This is a genomic window from Dyadobacter sp. CY345 (assembly GCF_021502725.1).
Taxonomy (GTDB): Bacteria; Bacteroidota; Bacteroidia; order Cytophagales; family Spirosomataceae; genus Dyadobacter.
Genome location: NZ_JAKFFS010000006.1, coordinates 1 through 24,821, shown reverse-complemented (window position 1 = coordinate 24,821; position 24,821 = coordinate 1). Strand labels below are relative to the sequence as shown.

Here is a 24,821-nt window from a genome sequence, read left to right as displayed (position 1 = left end):
CTGAATATGAAATTCTATAAAATAATAGGTCTGCTCTGTTTTCTGGCAGTGGTACTGTTGCCGATAAGCTGTAAGGAATCGTTCTTGGAACAGAAAAATACGCAGGGCATCACGGAAGACGCGCTGTTTAAAAAGCCTGAAGACGGCATTGCCCTCGTGACAGGTATTTATGATACGTTTCACGACGTCGATTTTACGCTTAAAGCGTTGTGGTATCAGGCCAATTTCCTGTCGCAGGATTTCAAAAACTTTGGAGCCGATACATTTTTTGAAACGTATGAAGTGCCAACCGGCTTTGACGCGCTGAATATTTTCTGGTCCAGAGCATATCAGGGCGTTGCGCGCGCTAACTCAGCGATCCCGATTATTGAAAATATGAAAGCCAATAAGGTAATTTCGGACACGCTCGCTAATCGACTAACGGGTGAAACGTTGTTTTTGCGGGGTGCTTTTTACTATTATCTGGCATCTAATTTCGGGGGTGTGCCTTTGGAGCTGCAGACCGTAACAGACGATGGCCGTCATCCCCGAAATACTCAGGATGAAGTATTCACCGCTGTTGCCGATGATATGCAAGCAGCCGCTAACCTATTGCCCTGGCAGCAGGATCTGGCCGCTGCTGATATTGGCAGGGCTACCAAAGGAGCAGCCTTGGCTTACCTTGGTGATGCGCAGATGTGGCTAAAAAAATATGCCGACGCTGCCGCTACGTATGAACAGCTAACTGGTAAATACCAGTTGGAAGATAAATTCGTCAACATCCATGAGTTGAATAATCAAAACGGTAAAGAGTCCATTTTTGAGATTCAGTACATTGCTGGTAGCGATATGTCGTGGGGCCATGCGAATGACTCTCATTGGCTGGCTACCTTCGGAATGCCGGAAGAAGTGTCACAATTTGGATATTCTTTCGCGGATAAGAAGCTGTATGATTCGTTTGAAGCGGGTGATACCCGGAAACTGCCAACTGTCCTTGGCCCCGGCGATGTTCACCCCAGCCCGGCAATCAAGATTAGTGATTACCCGCTGGTGAAGCAAAACTACCCTGGCTTGAACACGTTGGGAACTGTTGCGAAACCGTGGAAAGGCTCGGACGGGTTGCGGTCGGGATATTATGGTGTCAAAACCTGGCGTGACCCTGCTGCGACGGGGAATTCTGGTAATCCAGCTTATATCTTCAGCGGTCAAAACCTGATTCTGATGCGTTATGGGCAAGTGCTGCTAAGTAAAGCCGAAGCCCTGTTAAAAAGCGGTAATTCTGCCGGTGCATTGGCCGTCATTAACGGACAAATTCGCAAGCGTGCTGGTCTTGGTGCCGCTGCCGGAACGGACGTAACGAAAATTTTGCTGGAAGAGTACCGGCATGAGCTGGCGGGCGAATTCTCGCTCTGGTTTTTACTGCGTCGATCAGGAGAGCAAGCCAACTACGTAAAAGAACGGTATGGCATCACGGTGCCCCCAGGAAAAGACCTGATGCCGATCCCGCAACGACAAATTGCGACCAATGAACAACTGGTGCAAAACCCAGGTTACTAATCCGCTGTGGCATATGATTTGACCCACTTCTCGGAAGTTTAATACTTTCGGGAAGTGGGTTAATTGATCGAATACAGGACGGTTTGTCAAAGACGTTACAAATTGGTGTTGAATTTACGGAGTTATGAAATTTCACTACTTTCTTTATTTGATGTTTGCTCTGGCTTCCTGCAAAGACAATGCGGTATTTGAGGCTATTTCATCTTCAAAGTCGGGCATTCAGTTTAATAATCTTATTGCTGAAAATGATTCAATTAATCCACTGGATATGGTCAATATTTATAACGGTGGTGGCGTGGGAATAGGCGATTTTAATAAAGACGGCTGGCCGGATATTTACTTTGTTGGCAACCGCGTTTCGAGTCGGTTATATCTGAATAATGGGGCGCACGGAGCAACATTTGAATTTACTGACGTCACCGAAAAGGCGGGGGTCGATGGTAAAGGCCGGTGGGGCAGAGGAGTGGCCATTATTGATATCAACAATGACGGGTGGGAAGATATTTATGTCTGTAACACCCTTTCAAAGGACTCGATGCAGCGTCGTAATTTGCTATATGTTAATCAAGGAGAAACAAACGACGGTGTTCCGATTTTTAAAGAGCTAGCCTCTGAATATGGTCTAGACATCAATGTGCAATCCACGATGGCGAACTTTTTCGATTACGACAACGATGGCGATCTGGATATGTACCTGACAGTTAATGAAGCGTCGCCAGAACAAAATCCGAATCAGTTTGGATTGATCCGTTTTGAAGGCCGACGTAGTACGGGACGTTTATTCCGTAACGATTGGATTGCTGCGATTAAACACGCGCGGTATAACGACGTATCGTCTCAGGCCGGCATGTCGCTGGATGGCTTCGGGCACACGGCAACGGTGGTTGATCTGAATCAGGATGGCTGGAAAGATATATCTGTGGCGAATGACTTTTTGTCAAGCAATATTCTCTACATCAACAACCAAAACGGGAGTTTTACCGACCGCTCCCGTGAGTATTTCAAGCATACGTCACTCAACGCGATGGGGCAGGACATTGCCGACATCAACAACGATGGCCTTGCCGATCTGGTGGAGCTGGACATGAATCCGGAAGATAATTACCGGAAGAAAATGATGATGATGGCCAACAACTACGCTAGTTTTCTCAACTTTAATCTATACGGGTATCAGTATCAATACGTTCGTAATACTCTGCAACTCAATCAGGGGCCGCGTGTTGGTCCGAAGGATTCAATTGGTAGTCCGGCCTTCAGTGAAATCAGTTTTATGAGCGGCATCGCCCAAACTGACTGGAGTTGGACGCCCTTGCTGACTGATTTTAATAACGATGGTTTCCGGGATTTGATCGTCACAAATGGCTATCCGAAAGATGTAACAGATCATGATTTCATCGCTTACAGGGATCAGCCCAACGAAACGACCACGAAGGCTAAGATTTTGGCCCAGATTCCGGTCGTCAAAATTCACAATTATGCTTATCAAAATACGGGTGATCTGACCTTTCAGGATGTTACTTCGGATTGGGGCTTTGACCAGCCGACGTTTTCCAACGGCGCGGTTTACGCCGATTTGGATAATGACGGCGCGCTGGATATTGTCATCAATAATATCAATGACAAAGCGCTGATTTACAGGAATAGAGCCCGCGAAAGGGATAGAGAAAATTCGCATTATCTGCAGCTGGCGATAGTGGGCGATAGCCATAACGTTGCTGGCCTGGGCACATTTGTAACCATTCATTACGCTGGCAACAAGCAGCAGGTTTATGAACATACGCCGTATCGTGGCTACCTGTCTACAAACCAGCTGATCGCCCATTTCGGAATGGGCAAAGTTGTGAGGCTTGACTCTGTCGTTGTTAAATGGCCAAACGGTAAAAAGCAGGTTCTGCAAAATGTCAAAGTCGATCAGCGATTGACTGTTTCCAGTACTAATGCCACTGTAAACTATGGTTGGTCAGAGCCAAAACTAGCCGTTCATACGATGTTCACCGATGTAACAAAAGAAATCGATTTAACATACCGGCACAAGGAATTTGATTTCATTGATTTTAACATTCAAAAACTACTGCCGCATAAATTGTCGGAATACAGCCCAGGTATGGCGGTTGGGGATATTGATGGAAATGGTACGGATGACTTGGTAATCGGAGGAAATGCGCACGATCCAGCCCAACTTTTTTTACAGCAACAAAACGGGAAATTCTCACGGCGAAATGTTGTGCCGCAACAAGCTGTTCAAGGAGATTATAAAGACGAAGGTATCCTGCTCTTTGATGCCAATGGCGATTCAGTTTTGGATCTGTACATTGCCCGGGGGGGATACAAAAATGCACCCAACACTTCCGGTTATCAGGACAAACTTTACATAAATGATGGAAAGGGGAATTTTACAGAAACGCCCGATGCTTTACCGGCCAACCTGACCAGCAAATTCTGTGTCCGGGCGGTCGATTTCAACCGCGACGGAAAGTTGGATTTATTTATTTCAGGTCGGGTCGAACCCTGGCATTATCCCAAACCCGTGTCCAGCGTTATTCTTCGAAACGATAGCCAAGACGGATATACCAAATTTACAGATGTAACCAAAGATGTAGCGCCTAGTTTGGCGAATATCGGTTTGGTCTGCGATGCCTTGATTACTGATTTTGACAATGATACCTGGCCTGATTTGATTTTGGTCGGCGAATGGATGCCCATAACATTTTTAAAGAATAAGAATGGCCGATTTGAATCCATCAAAAAAACAACCGGCGTTGGAAACAAAACGGGCTGGTGGAATAGTATCGTCGCAGGTGATTTTCGGCACACAGGCCGGATGGATTATATTGTGGGCAATGTGGGCTTAAACACGCTGTTTAAGGCCAGTGAAGAATACCCTGTGTATATCACGGCCAAAGATTTTGACAATAGCGGAAACTACGCGGCTATTCCGTCGCTCTTCTTGCCAGATCAGAATGGGCAACCCGAGGAGTTTCCCATGCACGGCATGGAGGATTTGATCAAGCAAATGAACAGTTTCAAAAAGAAATACGCAAACTTCAGATCTTTCGCCGGAGCCACCATGGAGGAGCTGCTCTCTGTTGAACAACGCGAAGGGGCCATTCGCCTGAAAGCAAACATGCTGCAATCGTGTTTTCTGCGAAATGAGGGAAATGGAAAATTTACGTTGATTCCTCTCCCCATACAGGCGCAATTGTCGATCCTGAACGGCATGGTCGTCGATGATTATGATGGAGACGGAAATCTGGATGTAGCAATAACGGGCAACGATTACGGCGCCGACGTGTCGATAGGCCGCTATGATGCGCTAAACGGGTTAGTATTACTTGGAGATGGGCGTGGCAATTTCAATCCGCAGACGATTCTGCAAAGCGGCCTTTATATTCCAGGCAACGGAAAAGCGCTGGTCAAAATGCGAAGTAGCCATGGACGTTACATTATGATTGCGAGCCAAAATCGAGACGTAGTAAAAGCATTCCAATTGAAACGTAATGTCGACAACATGCACTTAAAACCAACGGACATCAGCGCCCAGGTAATCTATAAAAACGGAAAAATTCTCAAATATGAATTTACCTATGGATCGTCCTTTCTTTCGCAATCCGGCCGTTTTCTCACGATTGACAAAGAAGTAAAAAAAGTTATAATCATAGACTATAAAGGTCAGCGAAGGCAGGTGAACGTCTATTAGATCAAATGTCAGAGAATTAACATTTCTAAAATAAATTAAATAATGGAGATCAATCAAAACAGACGTTCAATTCTAAAAACGATGGCGGCGGGAGCTGGCTTACTTGGGCCTCTCATGACAATGACTGACGTTTGGGGCGTAACTCAGAAAGCGCTTGGGCCGGTTCTGAATGGGCAGATCAGGCATTCGGTATGCAGGTGGTGTTATGACAAAATTCCTTTTGAAACCTTTGCAATAGAAGTGAAGAAACTGGGGATCACTTCTATTGAGTTGTGTGGTCAGTCTGAATGGCCGGTTCTGAAAAAAATGGGTTTAACCTGCGCGTTGCCCTGGGGTGAAGGTTTGACCAGAAGCCTGGACAAGGGATTTTGCGATCCGGCTAATCATGAGGAGCTCATCAAAGGTTTTGAAGATATTATACCAGAGGTCCAGCAAGCAGGTTATAATCAGATCATTTGCTTTTCGGGAAATCGCCGCGGGATGAATGATCTTGACGGAATGAGAAACTGCGCGGTTGGTTTAAAAAAACTGATGCCCATTGCCGAAAAACACAATGTGACCATGGTGATGGAACTGCTCAACAGTAAAGTAAATCACAGGGACTACATGTGCGACCGCACTGCGTGGGGTGCAGGCTTGTGTGAGATGGTAGGCTCTGAAAAATTCAAATTGCTGTACGACATATACCACATGCAGATCATGGAAGGTGACGTGATTGCAACCATTAAAAAATACAGCAAATACATTTCGCATTACCACACCGGAGGCGTGCCGGGAAGACACGAAATCGATGATACCCAAGAGTTGTATTACCCGGCCATTATGAAGGCCATTGTAGAAACGGGATACAAGGGATTCGTCGCGCAGGAATTTATCCCCAGTCGCAAGGATGATATAGCATCTTTAAAACAAGCAATAGGCATTTGTGATGTCGCATGATAATGTCAAATCACATTGCCTTTTTTTAGCTCATCTTAATACAGTAATATTTATTTCAAATGCATATTAATTTCAAAATAAATAAAATAGCAATCGCTTTCGCGGCGCTCACATTGTTGTCCGGATCCATGGCCCAGGCTCAAAAATTAATTGATCCCAAAGCAACAAAGGAAACCACCGCACTTTATCAAAATATGCACGTGCTAGCCAAAAAGCACACACTTTTTGGACACCAGGATGCTACGGATTACGGACATGGCTGGCGTGATGAACCAGGACGTTCGGATGTGAAGTCAGCTGTTGGATCGCACCCGGCAGTCATTGGGGTTGACATAGCGCCACTAACGGGCAGGTCTGCAGAATCCATAAAGAAAAGTGAAGACCGCCTGAGAAAACTGGTTACTGATACCTACACGCGTGGCGGAATTACGACCATATCCTGGCATTTTTCCAACCCGGTGTCCGGCGGTGGTTTCTACTGGAAGGATTCCGTTTCTTTGCCAGCGGTTAAATACATTGTTCCGGGAGGGAAAAATCATCAGGATTATAAGCTCATTTTGCAAGGGTTGGCGGGCTGGTTCAAAAGTCTTAAAGGAGCCAACGGGGAGCAGATTCCACTTATTTTCAGGCCGTATCACGAGTTTGACGGCGATTGGTTCTGGTGGGGTAAAGCTTATTGCACACCGGACGAATTTAAGTCATTGTGGCAATTCACTGCTGGTTATCTAAGAGATAGTCTGGATGTTCATAACCTAATTTATGCTTTTTCTCCTGATAATAAATTCAATACTGTGGCAGAATTTACAGAGCGGTATCCGGGCAATGACTGGGTTGATCTTGTTGGTATGGATAACTACGGAGACATGGGACGCGATGGCAAATACAATCTGGAGCAGGCTGTAAAGAAACTCAAAATCGTAAATGACTTTGCACTGAATAACAAAAAACTTGCTGCATTTACGGAAACAGGTCTTGAATCCATCGTGAATCCTGTCTGGTATACGGATGTACTTCTTAAAGTACTACAAAAGAACAAATTGAATTTGGCTTACGTGCTCGTTTGGCGAAATGATACGAAAAGCGAAACCCATTACTACGCTCCGTTTCCCGGGCATCCCGCCGTACCGGATTTTAAAAAGTTTTATGACAATAAATACACATTATTTGAAAACGATCTAAAAAATATATATAGCAAATAATGCTTTTGAATCAATAGACGTGCCATGTATTATACTTACTATACCATATCAATAAATGTAGCTTTGATGAGAAATAAACTTAGCTATTCCTAATCCTTTAATTATTATGAAAAAAATATATTTGAGCCTCGCGCTTTTGGCTGCATTCACCAGCACAATTGCCCAACAAAAATCGCCCGCGCCGCAAGAATTAGATTACAAAGCTGATCTCAAAGCCACCGGAACAAGCGAAGACAAAACAAAACGCATTGACTCGCTGCTGCAAAGTTTTATTGAGCAGGAGAAAGCCAGCAGCATGGTAGGTTTTGTTGCCAAAGGCGGAAATGTCGTGTACAACAAAGCATTTGGCTACAAAGATGTGGAAAACAAGGTGCCGGCTGCTGTGGATGATTACTATATCCTGTTTTCTCAAACCAAAGCAGTGACGACCGTAGCTTTTATGACCCTGGTGGAAAAAGGGTTAGTTTCGGTCGATGACCCGGTTTCTAAATATTTCCCCGAGATTTCCGATAAAGTTGCCACAGCCATTAAAGAGGATGGAACATTTGAGACCAGGCCGGTAAAAACACCGATGACATTCGCGCATCTGATGTCGCACTCGTCGGGAATCAGCGCCGGGCTGGTAGGAAAGGCACGTCGCGCAGAAATGGAGAAAAAAAATGCAGCTGCAACCTCAGCAACAACAACACCGGCTGGGCCCGGCCAGCGAACCGGCGGAGCTGGCACGGCAAAATATCTCAAAGAGGAAATGGTGGCCCTTGCAAAATACCCGCTGGGCTTCGATCCCGGCAGCGAATGGAGCTACCATATCAGCACGAATATGCTCGCATATATGGTCGAGCTCATATCGGGCAAAAGTCTTCGCGAATATATCAAATCAACGGTTTTGGACCCTTTGGGTATGACCGAAACGGATTGGTACTATGATCCCTCGAAAATGAATCGGTTTGTGAAAGCTTACAGCGACATTGATGGCAAACTGGTGCCGCAATCCAACAAATTTAGCGAGACTACGATCAGCCCGGTTCAAACTTATGCAGAGGGAGCTATCGGACTGAACGGGCCTATTGGCGACTATGCCAAATTTTGTCAAATGCTGCTCAATAAAGGCGAATACAATGGCAAGCGTATCCTAAAACCCGAAACGATTGAGCTGATGACCAAGGTGAACCGGCTGCCTAAGGTGAACTCAGGTGGAAAGGGGTTTCAGTTCGGGCTTGGGTTTGAACTCTATAATGCAGAAAAGAAACCCGTTCCGGAAGTTTCCAACACCGCATTTGCGTGGGGAGGATTGTACGGCACAGATTACATCATAGATCCTGAAAACAATATGATCGTGCTGTTTTATCTGAATATGCCAAAGCACGAGCCTATGTATAAGCCATTTCTAAGCAAAGCCTACCAGCTCTTTAAATAGTCGTGTCAACCATTTAGATTTACAACACTGCCAAAATATTCAAGCCTTTTTCTGATGTCAAAAACACGCGAATCTTATAATAAATATGGGATCATGAAGCCTGCAGTATTAATTACTGCATTACTGATTTCGCTTGCAACAAGCGTAACTTCCGTTTCGCAAACACCCAAAAAGCCGGAAAGTAACCGGTTCACCAAAGTGGTTCTTGGTCAAAGGCTTGAAGAACCCATGCAGTTTCAGATTTTGAAAGACGGCAGGGTACTCTACGCGGAAAGGAAGGGTAAGTTGAAGGTATATGATCCAAAGTCACAAGCCATGGAAACGGTAGCTGAGTTTGCTGTCAGCACAAAATATGTAAATAAAGCAGGAGAAGTCACCGAAGGGGAAGATGGCATGCAAGGAGTCATCCTTGATCCTGATTATGAAAAGAACCACTGGATTTACATTTACTATTCCCTGGCTGGCGACGAGGCGAAAAACGTGCTGGTCCGTTACGAGTGGCATGGTAAGGAGTTACTGGAAACCTCAAGAAAGGTGGTTTTGGAAGTGCCGGTGCAGCGCGAAGAATGCTGCCATGTAGGGGGAGGAATGCTTTTCGATAAGGACAAAAACCTCTATCTGACTACGGGGGATAATACATTTTCCCGTGCTTCTGACGGTTTTGCTCCTCTTGATGAAAGGGCAGGAGAATCACCCCGGGATTCCCAGAAATCCTCCCCGAATACCAATGATTTAAGAGGTAAAATCCTGCGTATCCATCCGGAACCAGACGGCACATATACGATCCCAAAAGGCAATCTTTTCCCTGCGGGAACGCCGCAGACCAAACCCGAAATTTACACGATGGGTAATAGAAACCCTTGGCGGCCAACAATCGATTCGAAAACCGGGTGGCTTTACTGGGGCGAAATAGGACCGGACGGTTCCCGCGATGATCTGGAAAAGCGCGGACCGCAATCTTACGATGAATTCAACCGCGCGAAGGGGCCAGGATTTTACGGTTGGCCATATTTTGTAGCCAACAATAAGGCTTACGTGAAATATGACTTCGCCACCAAAGTTTCCAGAGAACCTTTTGATGCTGTTCATCCCGTTAATAATTCACCAAACAGTACCGGATTGAAAGAACTTCCGGCTGCACAGCCTGCATTTATCTGGTATTCAAAAGCGCAAAGCCAGGAATTCCCGCTGATGGAAAGTGGGGGCAACAGCGCGGTGGGCGGGCCGGTATTCAGAAAAGACGATTTCAAAAACGCATCTCGATTATTTCCGGAATACTATGAAGGAAAATGGTTCATCACTGATTGGGTGCGCGGATGGATCAATGTGGTGGAAATGCATGAAAACGGCGAGTACAAATCCATGGAACGCTTTCTGCCTGATTTGAAATTAAAAGGGCCTATCGACATGAAATTCGGGCCGGACGGTGATCTGTATGTGCTTGAATATGGAAATGGATATTTTAAAGATAACCCGGAGGCCGAGCTGATCCGGATCGAGTACAACAGCGGAAACAGGAAACCTTTGGTAGAAGCATCAGCGAGCAAAACGGCAGGTGGACTTCCGATGCAGGTTACGCTGTCCTCGGAAGGAACGAAAGACTTTGATGAAGACGACGCGCTGCAATATGAATGGGTTGTCAGGAAAAACAATGCGGTTTTCAAAACACTAAAAGAAGCTAATCCAACCATTACTTTTACAACATTCGGCACTTATCGGGCAACCCTGACTGTAACAGACAAAGCCGGGGAGAAGAATACCAAATCGGTTGAAATAAAAGCCGGTAATGAACCTCCGGTGGTAGAATTTAAAATAACAAAAGGAAACTCCACCTTCTATTTTCCTGGAAAAAGCATTCAGTATGAAGTGCGTGTAAGTGACAAGGAAGATGGCAGTCTTACAAACAAGAAAATATTGCCTTCTCAGGTTTCTGTTAGTACCAACTATCTCTCAGAAGGTTTTAACCTAACCCGGATCGCACAAAAGCAAATGAGTGTAGATGCTTCCGCGCAATATGCCACCGCGATTTCGCTTATCAATAATGGAGATTGTAAGGCTTGTCACGCCATTAAGGAAAAGGTGCTAGGGCCTTCTTTTACAGCCATATCTGCGAAATACAAAGGTGATCAAAGTGCCGTAGCAGGTTTGTCCAAGAAGATATTAAATGGTGGTTCGGGCGTTTGGGGTGATGCATTTATGCCCGCACACCCGACCATGGCGGAAAGCGATGTGAAAGGAATTGTCCGCTATATTATGAGCTTGTCAGATGCGCCTAAACCGGCCAAAACATTACCTGTAAAAGGCACCTATACAACCGCTGTTCCGAAGGGAGATACGGAAGGCAGCTTCATATTCCGCGCCGCATACTCCGATCGGGGTACAAAAACAGCATCCTCACAATCATCTGAAGCAACTGTTATCCTTCTCAATCCGGTTGTGCCCGTAAGATTAGCCGACCAGGTCAAAGAAATAGGTTTTACCAATGACAGTACAATGGCATTTGTCAGGAACCCAGGGGCGTCTTTCAGGCTTAAAGGAACTGATCTTACCGACATCAAACACATTGAAATTATTCGTGTTCCCGGGCGGAATGCACCGACACCTCCCTTTGGAACGATCGAGGCGCATGAAGGCAGCACAGATGGAGTTCTTTTAGGTAAATTCTCCGGGGAATACAATGATAAAATGATCCTTGATATCGCTGCCGCCTCAGTATCAGGTACAAAAGATGTTTATTTTGTCTTTACCGGAGCTCCAATCAGGATAAAGGCAATTCGGTTCAGTCAGGGTGAATAAATACTATCCATAATAAATTACAACAGTTGTGTACAAAAGAATAATCCATTCCGCTTTTCTGATCATCCTTGTTAGCAGTTCCTTTGCTCAGAATGTGCCAACTATCATCCCGATTGAAACCAGACAAAATGTTCTGGTGCTGCAAACAGACAAGGAAAATCATCTCGGAATCACCTATTTCGGAAAGAAACTAAGCCAGCCAGCAGAATACAAACTCATCCCATCGCAGAGCCGTCAACGCGACGGAAATGCGGGGATTTATAACTCAGCTTATACGCCTGCGGGAACATGGAATGTCTCCGAACCAGCGCTGCAGCTTACGCATAGCGACGGAAACAAATCGTTAGATCTTGTTTACGTGAGCCACAACAGCGCAAAGGAAAATGACAATGTAAGTCTTACGAGCATTGTGTTGAAAGACCCCGTGTACGCAGTGGAAGTGACACTTTATTACAAAACCTATTTTCAGGAAAATGTGGTGGAGCAATGGAGTGTGATTAAGAGCGAAGAGAAGAAACCCATTACGCTTCAAAAATATGCTTCTGCCAATCTCTATTTCATTGCTAAGGATTATTATCTGACGCATTACAACGGAACCTGGGCCAAGGAAATGAATCCGGAAGAAGAGCTATTGACAGCCGGAATCCGAGTGTTGGATTCCAAACTGGGAACCCGCGCCAATCTTTATCAGCCACCCTGTTTTTCACTTTCATTTGATAAACCTGCAACAGAAACGGAGGGAAAAGTTTTACTGGGAACATTAGCCTGGTCAGGAAATTTCAAAATGGAATTTGAGGTTGATTCGTATCATAATTTGCGATTAATCGCTGGCATAAACCCTTATGCCTCCGAATATCCGCTCGCATCAAAACAGGAATTTAAAACACCGTCTTTCATCTGCACTTTCTCAGAAAACGGGAAAGGAGAAGCAAGCCGCAACTTGCATAATTGGGCCAGAAAATATCGAATTTTGGATGGTGAAGGCACCAGAATGACACTGTTGAATAATTGGGAAGCGACTTACTTCGATTTTAACCAAGACAAACTTTCTGAACTCTTTAGAGATGGCAAGAAGCTGGGCGTGGATCTGTTTTTATTGGATGACGGCTGGTTTGCCAATAAATATCCAAGGAATAGTGACGGGGCCGGTTTGGGAGATTGGCAGGAAAATGTAAAGAAATTGCCAAACGGGATAGGCTATCTGGTGAAGGAAGCAAAGAAAACGGGAATCAAATTCGGTATCTGGGTCGAACCTGAAATGGTAAATCCAAAAAGTGAGTTGTATGAAAAACATCCGGACTGGGTGATCAAGCAACCGCAGCGCCCGGAACATTACATGCGCAATCAGCTTCCCCTGGATTTGTCTAATCCGGAAGTTCAGGATTTTGTTTACGGAATTCTGGATAAACTTTTCACCGAAAATCCGGAAATCGCTTACATCAAATGGGATTGCAATGCGACAATGTTTAATCCCTATTCCTCTTACCTTGAAAAAAGCAAGCAAAGTCAGTCCCAGCTTTATGTGGATTACGTAAAGGGGTTGTATAAGGTTTTAGAAAAACTTCGCGCAAAATATCCAAAAGTGCCGATGATGCTTTGCTCGGGTGGAGGAGGCCGCGCAGATTATGAAGCGATGAAATATTTTACAGAATTCTGGCCCAGCGATAATACCGATCCTTTGGAGCGGGTATTTATGCAATGGGAATATTCTTATTTTTTTCCGTCGATCACGCAAAGCGCACACGTAACCGACTGGGGAAAACAACCCTTGAAATTCCGTACGGATGTGGCCATGATGGGCCGGTTGGGTTACGATATTGTGGTAGGCGATTTAAACGAAAAGGATCTACAATTCAGTCAGCAGGCCGTAGCCAATTACAATGCGGTAAAAAATATCATTTTTCAGGGTGATCTTTTCAGGTTAATTGATCCTAAGAAAAATGAGTATGCAGCACTGATGTATGCTGGGAAAAGCAAATCCAAAGCAGTTTTATTCGCTTATCTAGTTGGAAACAGAAATGGCGATGGTTCCGAGACGCCGATTCGCCTGGAAGGACTAGATGCTTCGAAAAATTATAGAGTGAAAGAATTAAATCTATATCCTGAGACCAAATCAGCAATCAAGGACGACCAGATATACTCAGGAGAATATTTGATGACGGCTGGTTTTAATCCGGTTGTGAATGCCAGGAGAACGAGTGTGGTGATAGAGATCGAGGCGATATAGCGACCAACAACCTCGTGCTAAAACCAGGATCTTTTCCGAACCTGAAAAAGGAATAATTCAGGAATGCTTCAAAAGAAGAGCGCTTTATCTTCAAAAGACGAAATCCGAGGGCGGTGCGTAAGATAGGTAATGATTTATTGTCAATTAACTTTAATAGAACTAAAAATGAAACGAGTAAACAAATCCACCGGGAAGGCGCAAGCCAAAATTTATTTATCAATCCTGACCCTTCTTATGCTTTTGCCAGCGATAGTCTTAAAAGCCCAATTTCCGACACTTCCAGATGGTTGGTCGGACGCTTATGCCTACACAAATGGTATTCGCATGCATTATTATCACGCAAAACCCGCACCAGGCAAACCCGTTATGGTCATGGTGCATGGCTATACCGATATCGGTCTTAGCTGGACTACGTTGACTTTGAAATTACAGGACGATTACGATATATATATGATTGATTCCCGAGGGCATGGTTTCACCGATCCGTTTACGCCATCGGATAATGGAGAAACAATGATCAAAGATGCTGTGGATTTTGTAAAGGCAATGAAGTTTGAAAAGCCAATTCTAATGGGCCATTCCATGGGCGCTGCTACGGTGATGCGGGTCGGTGCATCCTATCCCGATTTGGCAAAAGCCATTATCATGCTCGATCCGGGTTTGGGAAATCGTCCACCCGTGGCCGCTGCATCGACTGCTGCATCAGGAGGTCAGCCGGCAGCAGCGCCAGCACGGCGGCCGAATATGTTTAAAAGCCGGGATTCGCTTGTGATGGGGAACAATACTCCCTTTGATCAGGTCGTGGCGGCAGGCCATCGCGGAAACCCGTTATGGGATAAAGTGGATATATACTACTGGGCATTTTCAAAAAAGCAATACCATGGACCTTATACACCTGAACAAGCACAGTCAATGACAGGTACCATGAGTACAGCAGATGCTCTTGCAAAGATTACCGTATCTGCACTTATTTTAAAAGCTGATGCAAAGCCGGAAATGCGAAAAGCCAACGAGGAAGCCGCGCGTGTTATGCAAAAGGGTAAATTGGTTCACATTGATGGAGCAGGACATAATCTGCATCACGATAAGCTGGACAAAACCGTGGAAGTATTGAACGGGTTTTTGAAGAGTTTATGATAAAAAACAATAGTTATTTGAACCCATCGCCTTTGTAGAGCAAACATAAACGCTTACAACTAATTCCTGAAATGAGACATTTTAGCTTTTTACTTTTATTTTGGTGTAGCATGGCAGCTAGCAACGCGCAACCGCCAGGCACACCAGCTCAAACTTTAAAATATATACCGTTTGAGGTGAATGCTGACAGCAGTGCTACATTTCGTTTTTATGCGCCCAATGCAAAAACAGTTACACTCGGTGGAGACCTTAAAGCTGTAAAATCTGAGAGGGGCGCTGACAGCGTATGGACGATAACTACCTCGCCCGGCCTGAACCCAAGTGTCTATCGCTATAATTTTTTGGTGGATGGAAATAAGGTAAATGATCCTAAAAATCCGATGGTTGCTGATTTTCGCCCGATGGTGGAGGTTGTACCAAAAAATAAAACGCTTTTCTGGCAACAGAAAGAGGTGCCGCACGGTTTGCTTTCTATTGTTTACTATCCATCCAAAGCTACAAAAACAACCCGTCGCATGTTTGTCTGGACGCCTCCAACTTATTTTGCAGATAACAAAAAGCTTCCTGTTTTATACCTGATGCATGGTGGCGGCGACAATGACACCAACTGGCCGGGACAAGGAAAAGCAGGCTGGATCCTTGACAATTTGTTTGCCGAGGGCAAAATTGTTCCAATGATCGTGGTCATGCCCGATGGAAGTATCCCTACTGAAACCTTCGCCGAAGATCTGGGAAACAGCATTATTCCTTTTGTAGAGCATAATTTCAGAGCGCTTACCGATGTACCACATCGTGCTATTGCCGGACTTTCAATGGGTGGCCTCGAAACTTTGGAAACTATCCTGAAATTTCCAGATAACTTTGCTTATGTGAACGTAATGAGTTCCGGATGGTTTGCGAACAGGCACGGTACTTTTGAAAAATATGACCCGATAGTGAAAGCAGCAGCGCCAACTTTAAAGAAAACGGTTAAATATTTCATCTTCACAACAGGTGGCGCGTCAGACATTGCAGACAAAAACAACGACCTGACAAGAGCATTATTTGAAAAGTATGGTCTTAAGTCCGAGTTATCAAAAATGGAGGGAGGGCATAGCATGTATGTGTGGCGCCATGATCTTTATAATTTTTCTCAGAAAATTTTCAAATAAATAGTAGGTTGTCCTAAACATATTTATGAAACGTTTCAGAATCCTAAAGGGTTTATTTACGCTTGCAGCGGCGTGCATATCCTATTTTGCTCTCAGCCAGCCACCGCGAGGGCCTTTCGTTGTATCGCCTAAGGTATTGCCCGACAAGAAAGTTACGTTTAGCTACCTGGCGCCATTGGCAAGAGAAGTCAAGCTTTCTGGCGGCCTGTTTGGGGCTTCAAATGTTCCGATGGTAAAAGATAGCATCGGTATCTGGAGTGTTACCGTTGGCCCTGTAAGGCCGGATATTTATTCTTATAATTTCGTAGTAGATGGGGTCAATGTGATGGATCCGGCCAATGAGGATTTTTCGCCCAATGAACGGTTCAAGTCAAGCTTGTTTGAAGTTCCAGGCTTTACGCCAACGATATCTTCTGTTCGTGATGTACCGCATGGTTCCGTGAACTATGAATATTATCGTTCTGTCGAAGGTACAATCGGTACCGTAGTGGTTTACACGCCTCCTGGCTACGATAATGATCCTGCAAAAAAATACCCGGTTTTTTATTTGATAAGCGGCACAACGGATACGGAGGAATCTTTTTTCAAGGTTGCCCATACCAACTTCATACTGGATAATTTGATTGCAGAAGGCAAAGCAAAGCCTATGATTGTTGTGATGCCTTATGGCAATATGGAAGCAAGAATTGCTGAAAATAAAGGTGAGCCTAAGCCTGCAGACCCGATAAGGGACAGCCCGGATGGAATTGTCAGGATGCGCCGGTTTTCAGATGATCTGACAAAGAATGTGATTCCTTTTGTGGACAAAACCTATCGTACCGTCGCTAACAGGGACAGTCGTGCCATCGGTGGTTTTTCCCGTGGTGGCGGGCAAACTTTACGGACTTCTTTTTGGAACATTGATAAATTTTCCTGGATCTGTGCCTACGCTGCCAACTTACCTACAAGTGAATTGGACGGCACCTATTCAGCCATTACTTCCAATGCGGAGAACACCAATAAGCAATTAAAACTGCTGTGGGTAAGCGTAGGAAACGAAGATTTTATGTATCAGGACGTTGCGCCATTTTTGAACTATCTTACCGCAAAAAAGATCAACTATAAAAGCCTGATCACAGGAGGAGGTCATACATGGATTAACGTTAGGTCTTATTTGACGGAAACTGCTCAACTCCTTTTTAGATGAAAAAACAAACAGCGATGATATATTGTATTTCTATAATAATCCTGACATTTTTTTCGTCAGTCGGCTCTTTTGCCCAACGGCCACCTTCTATCGCTTCACCACAAGTGCATGCTAATAACACGGTAACATTCAAATATTATTCCAAAAATGCTCAAAAAGTGATGGTGAGTGGAGAGTTTCTGGATGCTCCACAGGCAATGAACAAAGATACCTCGGGTATTTGGAGCATTACAATTGGCCCTGTTAAGCCGGAAATTTACCCTTATTCCTTTGAGGTAGATAATGTTCAGATTTCAGATCCAAATAACACTTATCTTTTTGCAAATGAAAGATTTAAGCGTAGTATTTTGGAGATTCCAGGAAAAACGCCGTTAGTCCATTCCTTACAAAATGTTCCGCATGGAAAGATCAGCTATCGTTATTACCAATCAAAAACACTTGGAACAACCCGCCGGATACTGGTATATACACCTCCGGGATTTGATCCAAACGGTACAAAAAAATATCCTGTCCTGTATTTAATTCATGGAGGGTCGGATACGGAAGAAACATGGACCAAAGTAGGACGAGCCAATTTGATTGCGGATAACCTGATTGCGCAGGGCAAGGCCGTTCCAATGATTATTGTGATGCCTTACGGAAACGTACGGCCAGCCCCGATACCCGATTTTACCAAAGATGTGGTAAACGACATAATTCCTTTTGTTGAATCAAATTACCCGGCTCTCGTAGACAGCAAGCGTCGGGCCGTTGCAGGATTTTCTGTTGGTGGAGGGCAAACACTTAATATAGGACTGACCAACACCGACAAGTTTGCCTATATATGTTCGTACGCTCCCTATACTTCAACGGAAGAATTCCAAAAAAACTTTTCTAATTATTCGCCGGATGCTAACAAAATCAACAGCCAGTTGAAGTTGTTTACGATTAGTGTTGGTACAGAGGATTTTTTATTCGAAAGCGTAAAAAAGAACATTGCCATGTTTGAGGAGAAGAAAATTCGTGTAAAAAGTTATATCGTCCCGGGAGGACATAACTGGATAAACTGTAAGCAATACCTCGCGACGACCTTACAGGAAATTTTTAAAGATTGATTTAATGAAGAGCTGGAATATAATCAATCAAGAAATTTGATTCAAAGCGATAATTAAATGTTAAAATATAAATCTTGCCCTATGAACCTAAGAAATATATCGATAGCTCTTTTAACACTTGGTCTGTCGCTTACCCTGCAACTCACCGTTGATGCACAGACATCCGAAGAAAAACCACTATGGCCATCGGGTATCAAAGATAATCCAGTGAAACATACAACTGCCGAAGAGATGGTAAATTTCGATGTAAATCCTCACGCACCTTCAAAAAAAAACCGTGTTTTTCGCAAAGTATCCGTTCCAACTTACGTTCTTCATCTGCCACCGCCCGGAAAAGAAACTGGTGTCGCCGTGGTGATATGTCCCGGAGGCGGTTTTGTAGATAATTGGTTCGATCGTGAAGGTACCGACCTTGCACTTTGGCTAAAAGAACAGGGCGTGGCATCGTTGGTGTTAAAATATCGCTTGAATACCAGAGATAGCAGTAAAAATTTTGTAATTCCCAGAGATAATTATTTCGCAGCTGCATTCGACGATGCAAAGCAGGCCATCATCACTTTGCGAAAAGATGCATCCAAACTTAGAATTGATCCCAATAAAATTGGCATAACAGGTTTTTCTGCTGGTGGAACATTGGCTGTAGAACTAGCAGCAACCGAAGAATTAAATGAAGGCCCAGGCAAGGTTAGCTGGAAGCCCAATTTCGCTGGCCTTTTTTATGCTGCATTTCTAAAAAATTATACTGTTCGAAAGGAAAGTTGTCCACCAGTTTTTATCATCAATGCCCACGATGATAATTTGACTACGGCTGCCAAAAGTGTTGAGTTTTATACGTCGTTGCTGAATGCCGGGGTTACGGCCGAAATGCATATTTACAATAAAGGCTCTCATGGATTTGCGATGGATTTTACGAAGGGAGAAACCCTGAAATACTGGCCAGAGAGTTTTATAGCCTTTTTGATGGATATGGGAATGATTCAAAGAAGGTGAGCATCTTTGAAACAACACAAGTTATTACGGTACCAATGAATGGCTGACGACATTAATTTAGCCAATTTTAATACGGAGCTTCGGTATACTAAAATTGACGATAGATTAAGAGCCATAGGTGACTTTCCTCCGGGTGGAGGGTAAGGGGCCTCCACATGGACAAAACTAAAATTGACACAAGGCATTTTACACTCCCTTTTGCCAACTTTTTTAAATAAGACTGCTTGGTGCTGCTCTTCTTAAAGCAAGTTCGTAGTGCATAGATGATCTCTGAACGTTGTGACTTTGTCTTTCTGTTTTATTAATCTACAGTGTAGTTCTTGATCAATTCTAACGATATTTTGCTTTGAAATTCTTTTCATTCCAAAAACCAATCAAAATACGTTTAGTACTAATCAAATCATATGAAGTTTATAGCATTATTTTTCTTTAAAATTGTATTGTTAATTGCTGTAAGGCCGAATTGGTGGCTAAGCTGGGATTTTTAAGTATAAATGCGCATACATATCTCATAATTTGTAAATCAAAATTCAATTTCTCACTTAATTTATGCGTAAAAAAATTAACGTTGCAGTCACTGGTCTTAGCTTCGGAGCAAAAGTTATTCCTATGTAACAACAACACTTACACGAGAATATGGATGATACCTGACAGCGGAAGCATTCGAAATTAAATGAAGGAGGTGATCAGAATAGCATTGATGTTTTAACAAAAGCTATGACGATTGCTAAATTACCTATGGGGTTCCTGATATTTCACAGATCTTCGCTGAAACGCTTTTGGTAAACCGGCGCAGATTTAAATTAAGATATACAGTTTCTGATCAAACGGTGTTTACCCTCTGGCCTGTACGTTTGGTGGTCACAGGAGATTGATAACCGTGGTTATGAAAGTTCTAAAACAATAAAATAGTTATCTTAAAGATGGTTATGCCAATGAGAACAGCCAAAATAAATAGCCAAAAACGTATAGTGTTATGCGTTGGGATTCGTGAGTTTGAAAATCACTACTCTCTGATCCGGCCAAATGTTTTAAGCAAGTCCTTAAAGAGTGGTATTAAACTACTTGCAGTGAAGTTTTTGGGCAAAACTTGACTATAATTAAAGATATATTTTTAGAAATAAACAACTAAAATAAAAATTACTTGATACTCACCATCTAACAAAATTTGACATATGAAACTAATTAGACGAATTTCCTTCCGGGGATTTTGCGGCTCGCTTTATGCCTTTTTAGTATCTGGATGGCTCATGCCTCAGGAATTGAATGCTACTGTGATATATTTTCCACATCCTTTTTTGACGGAGATTATAAACTGGTCGGTTTGCGTGGAAATGGTTCCTGAGTTGACAATCCCGACACAATCAACGTGGCGCTTCGGGGAACCCAAAAGTTGGACGTACCGGTAACACCATATTTTGTTTTCAGGAATGATACCTATTCCAAAGCCGAAGTTTCTGCTACTTTCAACTTACAGCAAGTGAATGCCACCAGAACTACGGAGCGTGTGAACTTGTATGTCGGCACCACAATTATCCTAGATCCTAAAAATAATATAAGTAATGTTCAGCATTCAGCAGTTGGCTGCCGCAATTACGGATTTTTTTAAAAACCATTACTTTAACTGCAACATTATCAACTGCTTTGGCCAGGAGGGAATATGTATATGCCAGAATTGGCGTTAAAACATTCGGTGTTGGAGAAATGCTTTTTTTTGGAGCTTCGCAAAAAATTCAACTTAAATAAAACATGACTAAGCTAATTGCTTTTCTATTCATTTTCATCGTAACCGTTGGATTTGCGGTTGCTCAGGATTCCTTACAGACCAATATCTCCGTTCATGATCCGGTGATGGTTAAACAGGACGGAACCTATTTACTCTTTGCCACCGGACGCGGGATCAGCTTTTGGTCTTCAAAAGATATGGAAAACTGGAAGCGGGAAGATCCGGTTTTTAGCAGTCCTCCAACATGGGCCGTTAAAGCAGTTCCCGGATTTAAAGGTCACATCTGGGCTCCTGATATTTCTTTCCACAATGGGCTGTATTACTTGTATTATTCCATCTCCACTTTTGGTAAAAATAGATCCTGCATCGGGTTGGCTACCAATAAAACACTTCAAACCGACAGTAAGGATTATCTGTGGACAGATCACGGAAAAGTGATTGAGTCGGTTCCGGGAAGAGATGAATGGAACGCAATCGATCCTAATTTTATTCTGGATGAAAACCAAAAACCGTGGCTGGCATTCGGTTCGTTCTGGAATGGCTTGAAGCTGGTAAAACTAGCCGACGACGCAAAATCCATTTCCACAGATCCGCAGCAATGGTTTACAATCGCCAGTGTTCCCCGCAGCACAACAGATCCCTCAGCCGGAAACGGTGCAATCGAAGCTCCTTTTACCTTTAAAAAGAAAGATTTTTATTATCTGTTTGCATCTTACGACTACTGCTGTAAAGGCATAAACAGTACTTACAAGATGCGCGTGGGGCGTTCCGAGAAACTTTCAGGACCGTATAAAGACAAAGAGGGAGCCCTAATGACAAAAGGTGGGGGGACATTATTACTACAAGGTAACGCCGACTGGCACGGCGTCGGGCACAACGCAGTTTGCTCTTTTGACGGCAAGGATTATCTCATTTTTCACGGTTATGATGCCAAAGACAAAGGACGCTCGAAGCTACGTGTTGAGGAATTGAGTTGGGATGAAATTGGCTGGCCTCTTTTGAAATAAATAAAAACTGACAATTATAATTTAAAACAATTGCCTGCGGCACTATGAGATCTAAAACTTTCGGTTTGTAACAAGTTTCATTGAACAAATCATTTAATACAAAGATTAAAAAACATAGATAACTATGAAAAAAATATTTTTAAGCCTGTCGCTATTAGCAGCATTTACCAGCACGATGGCCCAGCCAAAATTCGCCACGAAACAATCATTGAATTACCAAACTGATCTGAAAGCCAGTGGTACCAATGAGGCGAAAACAAAACGCATTGATTCGCTGTTACAAAGCTTTGTTGATCAAAAGAAAGCCAGTAGTATTGTGGGTTTTGTCGCCAAAGGCGGAAACGTGGTATACAACAAGGCATTCGGTTACAAAGACGTTGAGAATCAGATCCCGGCATCTGTGGATGACTACTATATTTTGTTTTCACAAACAAAAGCGATTGTGACTGTCGCCTTTATGACATTGGTGGAAAAGGGATTGGTTTCAGTTGATGATCCGGTTTCAAAGTATTTTCCGGAAATTTCTGATAAAGTTGCGACCTCGCTCAATGATGATGGAACATTTGAAACACGTCCAGTAAAGACACCGATGACATTCGCGCACCTGATGTCACATTCTTCCGGACTTGGAGCCGGGCTGATAGGAGAAGCACGTCGGGCGGAAATGGCGAAAAAAAACGCGGCTGCGACAGCAGGAACAAACGCAACAGTAACCCCGGGACAGCGAACCGGAGCGGCAAACACAGCGAGATATCTTAAAGATGATATGATTGCACTTGCAAAATCTCCTCTTGGCTTCGATCCTGGCAGTGAATGGAACTACCATACAAGCAGTAACATGCTGGGATATATGGTCGAGGTTATATCTGGTAAAAGCCTGCGGGAATACGTCAAATCAACCGTATTGGGGCCTTTGGGGATGAATGATACTGACTGGTATTTTGAACCGTCGGCACTCGGCCGGTTTGTGAAGGCGTATAGCTACATTGATGGCAAACTGGTTCCGCAACCCAATAGGGTTAGCGAAGGTGCGGTAAGCCCGGTTCAAACATATGTACAGGCAGGTCTTGGGCTTAATGGAACGATTGGTGACTATGCCAAATTCTGTCAGATGCTTCTGAATAAAGGTGAGTCCAATGGCAAACGTATTCTCAAACCGGAAACAATTGAGCTGATGACAAAAGTTAACCGCTTGCCTGCTGTGAATTCCAGCGGAAAAGGGTTTCAGTTCGGTCTTGGATTTGAATTGTACAATGTTGAGAAAAAGCCTGTTCCCGAGGTTTCCAACGCAGCATTTGCATGGGGTGGGGCATATGGGACAGAGTATATCATAGATCCGGAGAATAATATGATTGCCCTGTTTTACCTGAATATGCCAAAACGGGATCCACTCTATCCGCAATTTCTCAGCAAAGCCTACCAGCTATTTAAATAACTATAATGTGTAACTGAAATTTAATCAAATCGTAAATGAGAAAAAATATCATTGAATCCGTTTTAATTTCTTGCGCTGTGTTAATTACTTCGGTCATTGATGTGTCGGCTCAGAAGGCAAAAAAAGCATCGAATCTTCCTTTAAGTTCGGAATACAAAACAATTACCGTTACTCAAAATATACCTTACCGGGATGGGGCAAGTCAGGCATGGAAGTTGGATATGGCTATGCCGGCAAACTTCGGCGGAAAACTGCGACCGGCAATGGTCATTGTTCATGGCGGAGGCTGGCGTGCTGGTTCCAAGGAAGACTGTGTATATCAGAATTTTATGGTTGACTATGCTCAAAAAGGTTTTGTAGCAATCAATATCAACTACCGGCTAACAGATGAAGCCCCGTTCCCTGCGTGTATCGAGGATGTAAAATGTGCCGTGCGGTGGCTTCGTGCTCATGCAAAAGAGTACAATATTGATCCGCAAAGAATAGGTGCTTTCGGACATTCAGCTGGTGCTCACCTTGCCCTTATGCTTGCTATGACTCCAAAATCAGCAGGTTTGGAAGGTGATGGTGGATGGCAGGATTACTCCAGTTTGGTCAACGTGGTTGTTGCAGGTTCTCCGCCAACCGAACTGGGGCGTGATGTACCTATGGCCAAGCCTGTTTGGTGGCCAATTGGATATATTACTACCGGGCATCCTCCTATGCTATTGATCCAGGGAAGTGATGATCGCATTGTGCGGCCGAATCTGACCGAAGATTTTGTAGAAAAAATGAAGAAAACGGGATCAACTGTTGAATACATACGTATTGATAGCGTAGGCCATGAGGTAGGTTACTCATCCAAGCTAAATATAACTGCTCCTGCAACCGAAAAGTTCTTCGAAAAATACCTCAAGCCGGACTCAGATAAATAAAGTATCGGCAATTCTGAGTCAAAAACGGCAATTCTATAGAAATCGCACTCGGATAAATGATTAATAGATAGAGCCGAACTTCTTTATCGACTTTCACAAGAAGAAAGTGATTGCATAATAAGCTTTTAACTCCTCTTTCGTTACGTTTGGTTGTTAAATACAAATTTGGCGGATCATGTGTAATGGCGAATATCTTGGAGGCAATTTTTAACTCGCCTCGCTAAAAGAATTATCATATAGATAACCCGTTGGGTGAAATGAATTAGCGAAAATAGAAGGATGCATATTGGGTTAATATACTGAATTTCAGTATATTAAAGTCGCCAAACCAATCCCAATATGCATGTCAAAAATAGTAAAAAATTATACA

General features: G+C 43.6%; 17 protein-coding genes. All 17 read left to right on the top strand.

The window, feature by feature from the left end:
• The first annotated feature begins 6 nt into the window (after positions 1-6).
• Positions 7-1,536, top strand: a complete 1,530-nt coding sequence (locus L0657_RS23385; protein ID WP_235153198.1) for a RagB/SusD family nutrient uptake outer membrane protein — start codon at positions 7-9, stop codon at positions 1,534-1,536.
• A 124-nt stretch (positions 1,537-1,660) separates the two neighbouring features.
• On the top strand, positions 1,661-5,233 hold the full coding sequence (locus L0657_RS23380; RefSeq protein WP_235153197.1) for a VCBS repeat-containing protein: 3,573 nt from the start codon (positions 1,661-1,663) through the stop codon (positions 5,231-5,233).
• Between the two features lie 42 nt (positions 5,234-5,275).
• Entirely contained in the window at positions 5,276-6,172 is an 897-nt protein-coding gene (locus L0657_RS23375) for a hydroxypyruvate isomerase family protein (RefSeq protein WP_235153196.1), read from the top strand.
• Between the two features lie 59 nt (positions 6,173-6,231).
• Positions 6,232-7,371, top strand: coding sequence for a glycoside hydrolase family 26 protein (locus tag L0657_RS23370; protein ID WP_235153195.1), 1,140 nt, complete (start codon positions 6,232-6,234; stop codon positions 7,369-7,371).
• Positions 7,372-7,477: 106 nt separating this feature from the next.
• On the top strand, positions 7,478-8,788 hold the full coding sequence (locus L0657_RS23365; RefSeq protein ID WP_235153194.1) for a serine hydrolase: 1,311 nt from the start codon (positions 7,478-7,480) through the stop codon (positions 8,786-8,788).
• 93 nt (positions 8,789-8,881) lie between these two features.
• Positions 8,882-11,584 carry a PQQ-dependent sugar dehydrogenase gene (locus L0657_RS23360; RefSeq protein ID WP_235153193.1) on the top strand — a complete coding sequence of 901 codons (2,703 nt, stop codon included), beginning with the start codon at positions 8,882-8,884 and terminating at the stop codon, positions 11,582-11,584.
• Positions 11,585-11,612: 28 nt separating this feature from the next.
• Positions 11,613-13,811 (top strand): alpha-galactosidase, encoded by a 2,199-nt coding sequence (locus L0657_RS23355; RefSeq protein WP_235153192.1) that lies wholly within the window; start codon positions 11,613-11,615, stop codon positions 13,809-13,811.
• A gap of 165 nt (positions 13,812-13,976) precedes the next feature.
• The gene (locus tag L0657_RS23350) at positions 13,977-14,948 is read left to right on the top strand and encodes an alpha/beta fold hydrolase (protein ID WP_235153191.1); all 972 of its coding nucleotides are present in this window, start codon (positions 13,977-13,979) and stop codon (positions 14,946-14,948) included.
• Between the two features lie 110 nt (positions 14,949-15,058).
• Positions 15,059-16,099: an alpha/beta hydrolase-fold protein gene (locus L0657_RS23345; RefSeq protein WP_235153190.1), complete on the top strand. Its 1,041-nt coding sequence runs from the start codon at positions 15,059-15,061 to the stop codon at positions 16,097-16,099.
• Between the two features lie 25 nt (positions 16,100-16,124).
• Positions 16,125-17,285 (top strand): esterase, encoded by a 1,161-nt coding sequence (locus L0657_RS23340; RefSeq protein ID WP_235153189.1) that lies wholly within the window; start codon positions 16,125-16,127, stop codon positions 17,283-17,285.
• Positions 17,286-17,299: 14 nt separating this feature from the next.
• Positions 17,300-18,379, top strand: coding sequence for an esterase (locus L0657_RS23335; RefSeq protein WP_235153573.1), 1,080 nt, complete (start codon positions 17,300-17,302; stop codon positions 18,377-18,379).
• Positions 18,380-18,460: 81 nt separating this feature from the next.
• Positions 18,461-19,369, top strand: coding sequence for an alpha/beta hydrolase (locus L0657_RS23330; RefSeq protein WP_235153188.1), 909 nt, complete (start codon positions 18,461-18,463; stop codon positions 19,367-19,369).
• Positions 19,370-20,738: 1,369 nt separating this feature from the next.
• Positions 20,739-20,978: a DUF3823 domain-containing protein gene (locus L0657_RS23325; protein WP_235153187.1), complete on the top strand. Its 240-nt coding sequence runs from the start codon at positions 20,739-20,741 to the stop codon at positions 20,976-20,978.
• A gap of 35 nt (positions 20,979-21,013) precedes the next feature.
• Positions 21,014-21,115: a hypothetical protein gene (locus tag L0657_RS28205; RefSeq protein ID WP_409015099.1), complete on the top strand. Its 102-nt coding sequence runs from the start codon at positions 21,014-21,016 to the stop codon at positions 21,113-21,115.
• A 3-nt stretch (positions 21,116-21,118) separates the two neighbouring features.
• The gene (locus L0657_RS23320; RefSeq protein WP_235153186.1) at positions 21,119-22,102 is read left to right on the top strand and encodes an arabinan endo-1,5-alpha-L-arabinosidase; all 984 of its coding nucleotides are present in this window, start codon (positions 21,119-21,121) and stop codon (positions 22,100-22,102) included.
• A 124-nt stretch (positions 22,103-22,226) separates the two neighbouring features.
• Positions 22,227-23,537 (top strand): serine hydrolase, encoded by a 1,311-nt coding sequence (locus L0657_RS23315; protein WP_235153185.1) that lies wholly within the window; start codon positions 22,227-22,229, stop codon positions 23,535-23,537.
• 35 nt (positions 23,538-23,572) lie between these two features.
• Positions 23,573-24,451, top strand: coding sequence for an alpha/beta hydrolase (locus L0657_RS23310; protein WP_235153184.1), 879 nt, complete (start codon positions 23,573-23,575; stop codon positions 24,449-24,451).
• Positions 24,452-24,821: the final 370 nt, after the last annotated feature.